This window comes from Faecalibacterium sp. An121 (assembly GCF_002160915.1).
Taxonomy (GTDB): Bacteria; Bacillota; Clostridia; order Oscillospirales; family Ruminococcaceae; genus Faecalibacterium; species Faecalibacterium avium.
Map to the genome: position 1 here is coordinate 1 of NZ_NFLM01000042.1, position 5,765 is coordinate 5,765.

At 63.9% G+C, this 5,765-nt stretch carries 4 protein-coding genes; 3 read left to right on the forward strand and 1 reads right to left on the reverse strand.

Annotation, left to right across the window (positions count from 1 at the left end; translation table 11 throughout):
• Window positions 1-249: 249 nt before the first annotated feature.
• Window positions 250-570, reverse strand: a complete 321-nt coding sequence (locus tag B5E66_RS12460) for a glycoside hydrolase family 88 protein (RefSeq protein ID WP_242958202.1) — start codon at window positions 568-570, stop codon at window positions 250-252.
• A gap of 45 nt (window positions 571-615) precedes the next feature.
• Here B5E66_RS12460 and B5E66_RS12465 point away from each other — a divergent pair, with 45 nt between their 5' ends.
• The 3 genes from B5E66_RS12465 (at window position 616) to B5E66_RS12475 (ending at window position 5,535) form a co-directional block, all read left to right on the forward strand.
• Window positions 616-1,548: a helix-turn-helix transcriptional regulator gene (locus B5E66_RS12465; RefSeq protein ID WP_242958204.1), complete on the forward strand. Its 933-nt coding sequence runs from the start codon at window positions 616-618 to the stop codon at window positions 1,546-1,548.
• Between the two features lie 2 nt (window positions 1,549-1,550).
• Complete coding sequence (locus tag B5E66_RS12470) at window positions 1,551-3,812, forward strand: hypothetical protein (RefSeq protein ID WP_087233747.1); 2,262 nt, start codon at window positions 1,551-1,553, stop codon at window positions 3,810-3,812.
• 250 nt (window positions 3,813-4,062) lie between these two features.
• Window positions 4,063-5,535, forward strand: coding sequence for a glycoside hydrolase family 28 protein (locus B5E66_RS12475; protein WP_087233750.1), 1,473 nt, complete (start codon window positions 4,063-4,065; stop codon window positions 5,533-5,535).
• The last annotated feature ends 230 nt before the right edge of the window (window positions 5,536-5,765 follow it).

Below are 5,765 nucleotides of genomic sequence, written 5' to 3' on the forward strand. Positions count from 1 at the left end.
ACACCCATCCGATGTGGCGGCAAAGAGGAATAAAACCAATATTCCTTCTGTTGTTGATCGCACCAAAACAAAAGAACTTTTGCGTCACGAAAGATAGGGTCCCTCTGCGGGGGCCGGCTGCAAAGCCGGCCCCCGCATTGTTTTTGTGCGGATGCGCGCCGGGGCCCCGGCACAAAAATACCCGCAAAACAGGGGAGCAAAACCCTGCCTTGCGGGTGTATTTAGGAAGAGAAAAACGTTTGGAAAAGCTTACAGCCCGGCGTCCTGCAGCTGCTGCATGGCGGTGCACATCAGCAGGAACGCGCCTACGCCGTGCAGATCGTTGACCGAGCAGGGGCGGCCGCAGTAGAAATCGTAGGTGCCCACGCCGGTGCCTACGCATACGCCGCCGATCTGGATGTCGTCGCCCTGCCAGCTCAGGCTGCGGATGACGCCGTCGTAGGCGGCATGGGCGCGGGCGGCATACTCTTTGGGCAGCATCCCCAGCAGGACGGCCCGTGCCAGGGCGGCGGCAAACAGACAGGTGCAGGAGTTTTCGGGCCAGTTGCCGGGCTGTTCGGGCTTGTTCACCACCTGATACCAGCGCCCGTCGGCTCCCTGGTAGCGGCAAAGGCTTTGGAGCAGCTGGCCCGGCAGTATGAGGTATACCACTGCTGGAACGAGAAGGGGATCTTTGTCATGATCCTGGGAGGCCGGGCGCTGGACCGGGCAGAGCTGGAGCAGAAGCTGCGGGTGCTGGCGCAGCAGGAGGGGGCGTCCCGGCAGGTGGTGGCCGCCGTGGGCGCCCCGGTGACCGATCCCCAGGCGCTCCATCTGAGCTACTCCCTGGTGTGCGATATGGCAGAGCTGGCAGACCTGACCCAGACCGATGTGATCCTGGGGATCCATGCGGACAGCCGCTCGATGGACGCGGAACAGCTGGTGGAGGAGGTGCGCAGCTTCTGCTATGGGACTGCCGATGCCAAAGACAGCCATACCATAGCGGCCCAGCTGTACTGGAGCGTGCCCTACAAAGAGGCCAGGGACTGCCTGCACCATATGGTCTATGCCTATCTGCGGGTCCTGACCAGCGAGTTCCCGGGGGCGGAGAACCTGCAGGAACAGCTGCAGGAACGGTTCACCCAGCGCAGCTGGGAGGTGGCCGGCGAAGAAGCGGTGCATCTGCTGGCCGGCGCCCTGGAGTGGATGAAGGAAGACTTTGAAAAGCGGCTGGATGTCCTGAGCCCCATCGTCCGGCTGGCCATCCGCTATATCCACGACAGCGTGCGCAACGGGGACGGAGGCTCGATCAAGGAGTTCAGCTCCAAAAGCGGGGTCAACCCCGCCTATCTGGGGCATCTGTTCAAGGATGAGACGGGCAACTTTTTCAACAGCTATCTGATGCAGTGCCGGATCAACCGGTCGGTGGTCCTGCTCAAAAACCCGGGCTGCAAGATCAAGGATGTAGCCAGCCAGGTGGGGTTCGCCTCCACCAGCTATTTTGTGCGGTGCTTCCGTGAGAGCAAGGGGGTATCGCCCGCCAAGTACCGCATCGGCAAGGAGGAATGAGGGTGAAAGAACGGGTACAGAAGACCCTGGGCGCCCAGTTTGGGCTGCGGTGGATGCTGTGGCTGCTGTTCGCCGTCACCTGCATGATCGGGCTGATCGCCTGCAGCTATGCCTACCAGCAGCGGCGCAGCGCCCTGCTGCAGGAACTGGACCTGCGGCTGCAGCGGGTGGCCTCGGAATATGAGAATCTGGTGGACGATTTTTGGTCGCTCTATATCTCGGTGTTTTCCCACCAGGAGGATATGCTGTTTTTCTACCGCTACTTTGACCAGCCCAGCACAGAGCCTCTGGCCTCCGAGGAAAAGGTGGAGCTGCGCCCCCGCATCGGCCTGCCGCAGGAGATGGGGTATCTGTCGGAGACGTTTTTCCAAGCCATCGAATGGGCCGTCCGGGAGGCCGAACGCCTGGGGATGCAGGTGATCCTCTACGACGAGGGGATGTATCCCTCGGGCTCTGCCTGCGGGCAGGTGGTGGCGGCCAACCCCGCCTTTGCCTCCCGGGGCATCGATTGGGTGCCGCAGCCGGAGGAGGGGGATCAGGTGCTGGCCGCCACGCCGGAGGGGGTGTTGGTATCCCGCTTTACCCGGGGCACCATACGGGGCATCCATTTCGGGGAGGACGACGGGGAGCCGGGCGCCCCGCCCAGCACCGACCTGCTGAACCCCGACGCGGTGGATCTTTGTATCCGCCTGACCCATGAGGCCTATTACCGGCGGCTGAAACCCTGGTTCGGCGGGACCATCATCGCGTTCTTTACCGATGAGCCCAGCATCATGGGACGCGATCCCCGCACCCCCTTCGCCTGGACGCCGGGTCTTGAGAAGGAGTTCACCGCGGCCGGCGGGGTGCTTGCAGACCTGGCCGCCCTGTTCCGGGGGGAGGAAAATCCCTCCACCCGGCTGTATCATCGGATGATCCTCGAAAAGGAGGGGAGCGTCTACTACCGCCGGCTGTCCGAGTGGTGCGCAGGCCACGGCATTGCCCTGGTGGGTCACCCTCATCGGAGCGATGACATCGAGGTGGAGCGCTGGTTCCAGATCCCGGGGCAGGACCTGGCCCTGCGCTGGGTGGCGCCCCGGCACCATGCAGTGGACGGCATCGACTCCACCATGGGCCATTGCAGTGCCGACGCCGCGCTGCTGATGGGCTGCCGCCGCAACGCCAACGAGTGCTTTGGCGCCTGCAACCGGGACGGCAACCCCTGGCAGCTTTCCGGAGGGGACATCAAGTGGTATCTGGACTGGCTGAGCGTGCGGGGGGTCAATTTGTTCATTCCCCACGCCTTCTATTACAGCATCGAGGGCCCCCGCAAAGAAGAACGTCCGCCGGATGTCGGACCCCATAGCATCTGGTGGGGACATTATACGCTGTGGTCGGACTATATGCGCCGCCTGTCGGCCCTGCTGACCGACGCAGAAGTGCTGGTGCGGGTGGCGCTGCCCTGCCGCAACCGGGATCTGCACCCTGAGATCGCCGCGGCTTTGCAGCAGGCCCAGATCGGCTATTGTTACCTGCCCGAAAGCGTCTGGCCCGACTGCACCCTGCAGGATGGCCGTCTGCACTGCCGGGGGCTTGTCTTTGACGGGGTGGCAGGGGATGCGTCTTTCTTCCCCGGGCTGCCCCACTGGGGCCGGCCCGATTTTGAAGCCATTGCGCCCGACTGCCTCTGCCGGCCTGCCCGGCCCGAGCTGCGGGTCCGGCATTTCCGGCGGTCTGGGGTGGAATGCTGGCTGCTGGTGAACGAAGGGGAGGAGACCCTGGAAACACGGGTGATCTTCCCCGGCGCGGCCTGTCTGGGCGGCTATGACCTGTGGGAAGGCCGGGCCTTCCGTCTGGCCCGGGGGGAGCGCTGCCCCATCCGTCTGCCCCGGCGGGGCAGCCTGCTGGTCTTTGCCTGCAGCGCAGCAGACTGGGAGGCGCTGCCTTTGCAGCCCCGGGTCCTCTGGCTGGAGCCGGCTGCGTTCCGTCTGGTGGAGCAGCGGCCCGAAGCGGTCCAAAAGGTCTATGAGGCGGAATGCGTCCTGCCGCCGGATGCATCGAGCTGGGACAGCATCCGGCTGCCGGTCCAGGCAGAGGAAATGTGCGAACTGACGGTCAACGGGCAGGATGCGGGGGCCGCTTTCTGGTCCCCCTGCAGCTTTGAGCTGGCCGGGCTGGCCCGCCCCGGGGCGAACCGCCTGCGGCTGACCGTCACCGGCAGCCTGGCCAACCGCTATGGGGTCCGTCCGGTGCCCTATGGCCTGGGGGTGAAGGAGACGTTTTGACCCGTTTGCCCAAAACACTAGGGTGTATCTGAGAAGTCAAACATGCTGAGATATTCGCCAAAAAACGCCAGATGCAAGGCGCATGAGCGCTGCACTCCTCCATGGAATGCAAGCGAATGCAACGCGGCAGATGGTGTTTTTTGGTAGAATAGAACAGTATTGGGGAGTTTTCAGATACACCCTAGGCAGCGCCGCAGCGCTCTGGTATACTGGAGCGGAAAACAACACACAAAACGGTTAGGAGGCCGCTATGTCCGAGATCCATCTGCTCACTACGCCAAACAGTGCCACCCTTTGGTGGGAGCTGCCTGCCCAGCCCCCAGCCCTGTATGAAGTATGGCTGGACGGCAGGCCCTGCTGCACCGTCCGCTGCACCCATGTGACCCTGGAGGACCTCGTCCCCTGCGCCGACCATCGGGTACAGGTGAAGTCTGTGGGGGAGGTGCGGTTTTCCACCCCGCAGCCCAAACGGCGTCTGGATGTGACCGCCGCCCCTTACTTTGCGGTGGGGGACGGCAAGACCATGAACCGGGCGGCGCTGCAGCGGGCTTTGGACGACTGCGGCCCCGACCAGGTGATCTACTTCCCGGCGGGGGTCTACCTGACCGGAGGGCTGACAGGCCATGGGGACACCGAGATCTATCTGGAGGAGGGTGCGGTACTGCAGGGTTCCGGTTGCCCGGAGGACTACCTGCCCCGTATCCCCAGCCGGTTTGAGGGCATCGAGATGGAGTGTTACCAGAGCCTGCTGAACTTTGGGCATCTGGACCACACCGCAGGGCCCAACTGCAAGCGGGTACGGATCCACGGCAAAGGGACCATCCGGGGCGGCGGCTATCCGCTGGCGTGGGGTACCATCCAGTCGGAGCGGGAGCGCCTCAAGGAGGAATGGGCCGCCATGGCCGATCTGGTCAGGACCTGTGAAAACGAGAACACCATCCCGGGGCGGGTGCGAGGCCGGCTGATCAACCTGAGCAACTGCGAGGATGTGCGCATCAGCGGCCTCACCCTGGCGGACGGGGCCAGCTGGAACGTCCATATGATTTACAGCCGGAATATCGTCACCGACCACTGTACCTTCCGCTCAGAGGGCATCTGGAACGGGGACGGCTGGGACCCGGATTCCAGCGAAAACTGCACCCTGTTCGGCTGTACCTTTTACACCCAGGATGACTCGGTGGCCATCAAGTCCGGCAAAAACCCCGAAGGCAACCGGATCGGCCGCCCCACCCGCCGGGTGCGGGTGTTCGACTGCCGCAGCGCCTTCGGCCACGGCGTCTGCATCGGCAGTGAGATCAGCGGCGGCATCGAAGACGTGGCCGTCTGGGACTGCGATTTGACGAATTCCCAGTGCGGGCTGCTGGTCAAGGGCACCGCAAAACGGGGCGGCGGTGTGCAGGGACTGACGGTGCGCCGGTGTGCCCTGCCCCGTGTGATGGTCTGCCAGGTGGGCTACAACGACGATGGCGAACCGGGGCCCCGGCCCCCTGTGTTCCGGGATTTCCTGTTCGAGGAGCTGACCCTCACCGGCCGGTATCAGGACGTGGACGGAGACGGGAGCATCAAACCCTGCGCCCCGGTGGAGCTGTCCGGTTTTGATGTGCCGGGCTATGAGCTGCAGAACGTCACCCTCCGGCAGCTCAAGCTGCCCGGGGACGACCCCCAAAACATCCGGCTGCAGCATTGCAGGGCGGTCAGCCTGGAGCAGATCGAGTGCACCTGATGCCGGGAATGAAACAGGACAGCAGGAGCCGTCCGCCCGAAGGCTGAAAAAACACCTGCTTGCACATGCGCAAAATAAAAACCCGGGGCCTGCGGCCTCGGGTTTTGCAGCGTGTCGAAAAACGACACGCTCCAGGGGGAACCCATTTCTGCCCGCAGTCGCGGGACAGAAATTCCTTCCCCCTGGTATCCCCCTGGGGACAAAATTTGGCGCTGAACCGCGCACTCGCC